The following is a 1827-nucleotide window of genomic DNA, read 5'->3' as shown; positions in this document are numbered from 1 at the left end:
GCCACCGCGTTGTCCCCGGCCAACACCAGGTCGATCATCAGCACCTGGAACAGGGCGGAGAGCGCGGAGGCGCTGAACAGGCTTTCGAACATCGCGGTCTCAATGCGTCACGGAACGCGCGGCTGCAACCGTTCAGCGGGGACGGGCGGCCTCGTAGAGGGCGATGGCGGCGGCGGCGGAGACGTTCAGGCTCTCGAAGCCGCCGGGCATCGGGATCCGGGCGAGCTCGTCACAGTGCTCGGCGACCAGGCGGCGCAGGCCTTCGCCCTCGGAGCCGAGGACGAGGACCGTCGGCGCGCCGTCCAGGACCTCGTGCAGGTCCCGTTCGACCCCTCCGGCCAGGCCCACGGCGCGCCAGCCGGCGGCGGTGAGTTCGTCGAGGGCGCGCGAGAGGTTCACCACCCGGGCGATCGGCGTCTTCTCGACCGCGCCGGCGGCGGCCTTGGCCAGCGCGCCGGCGAGCTTCGGCGCGTGTCGTTCCTGCAGGATCACGCCGGCGACGCCGAACGCGGCGGCCGAGCGGAGAATCGCGCCGACGTTCTGCGGGTCGGTCACCTGGTCGAGCACGAGCAGGACGGCGCCGGGCGTGGGCTCGAAGTCGGCGATGTCGGCCTCGTCCAGCGGGCCTGGGCGGAGCGCCACGCCCTGGTGGACGGCGCCCTGGGGCAGGGCGTTGCCGATGTGATGGGCGTCGGCCACCTCCAGGACCTTCTGGCGGCCGAACTTCGCCTCGATCTGCCGGGCCCGGTCGGCGGTGGCGAGGAGGCGGACCGGCGCGCCGCGCGCCGGATTCGCCAGCGCGGCCTCGACGGCGTGCCAGCCCCAGATCCAGTCGTCGGCGGGCGCGGCGTGCGAGCGTTGCGGACGCGGGTGACCGCCCCCTTGCGGGCGGCCTTTCGGGCCGAATTTCCGACCCCTTCGGGCGTCGTTGCGTTCCGTAGGCGAGGCCACTATAAGACGCGCTCCGATTTGGGGCCCCCTCGGCGGGCCGCTGCTTTTGGACTGTGAGACCGGCGCTTTAAGCCCCTCCGATCCTCGGGCGGAAGCTCTTTCTAGAAAGGGCCCCAACTAGGCTCCGAGCGCGCTGGGGGAATGTCCCGAGTGGCAAAGGGGGGGGACTGTAAATCCCCTGCTGTAATGGCTTCGTAGGTTCGAGTCCTACTTCCCCCACCACGCGTTCGAAGTTCACTGAGGAGTTGCGGCGGCCCCGCTGGATTGGTTGGCGGGTATAGCACAATGGTAGTGCAGCAGCCTTCCAAGCTGAGGATGCGGGTTCGATTCCCGCTACCCGCTCCAGCTCCTTGAGACGCAAGTTTAAGCAACGCCGGCAGGACCCTGATGGCCAAAGAGAAGTTCGAACGAAACAAGCCGCACTGCAACATCGGCACGATTGGTCACGTTGACCATGGGAAGACGACGCTGACGGCGGCGATCACGATGGTGCTGGCGAAGTCTGGTGGCGCGACGGCGAAGTCGTATGCGGACATCGACGCGGCGCCTGAGGAGAAGGCGCGTGGGATCACGATCAACACGGCGCATGTGGAGTACGAGACGAAGAATCGTCACTATGCGCACGTGGATTGTCCTGGGCACGCGGACTACGTGAAGAACATGATCACGGGTGCGGCGCAGATGGACGGAGCGATTCTGGTGGTGTCGTCGGCGGACGGGCCGATGCCGCAGACACGGGAGCACATTCTGCTGGCGCGGCAGGTTGGGGTGCCGTACATCATTGTGTACATGAACAAGGCCGACATGGTCGACGACAAGGAGTTGCTGGAGCTTGTCGAGATGGAAGTGCGGGAGTTGCTGTCGAAGTACGAGTTT

The 1827-nt window shown here is 67.4% G+C and carries 2 protein-coding genes and 2 tRNA genes; 3 read left to right on the top strand and 1 reads right to left on the bottom strand.

The window, feature by feature from the left end:
* Positions 1-132 precede the first annotated feature (132 nt).
* On the bottom strand, positions 133-951 hold the full coding sequence (gene rlmB / locus JNL41_RS14015) for a 23S rRNA (guanosine(2251)-2'-O)-methyltransferase RlmB (protein WP_293475905.1): 819 nt from the start codon (positions 949-951) through the stop codon (positions 133-135).
* A gap of 135 nt (positions 952-1086) precedes the next feature.
* Between rlmB and JNL41_RS14010 the strand changes: the two genes are divergently transcribed.
* From JNL41_RS14010 to JNL41_RS14000, 3 genes are all read left to right on the top strand, one after another.
* Positions 1087-1173: transfer RNA gene (locus JNL41_RS14010), tRNA-Tyr, on the top strand.
* 49 nt (positions 1174-1222) lie between these two features.
* Positions 1223-1296 (top strand) — tRNA-Gly (locus JNL41_RS14005).
* 42 nt (positions 1297-1338) lie between these two features.
* Positions 1339-1827 (top strand): GTP-binding protein (locus tag JNL41_RS14000; protein WP_293475903.1); only part of this gene is annotated, 489 nt, incomplete at its 3' end.

This window comes from Phenylobacterium sp., from assembly GCF_016793285.1.
Lineage (GTDB): Bacteria > Pseudomonadota > Alphaproteobacteria > Caulobacterales > Caulobacteraceae > Phenylobacterium.
This window is presented reverse-complemented; position numbering and strand designations above follow the sequence as displayed.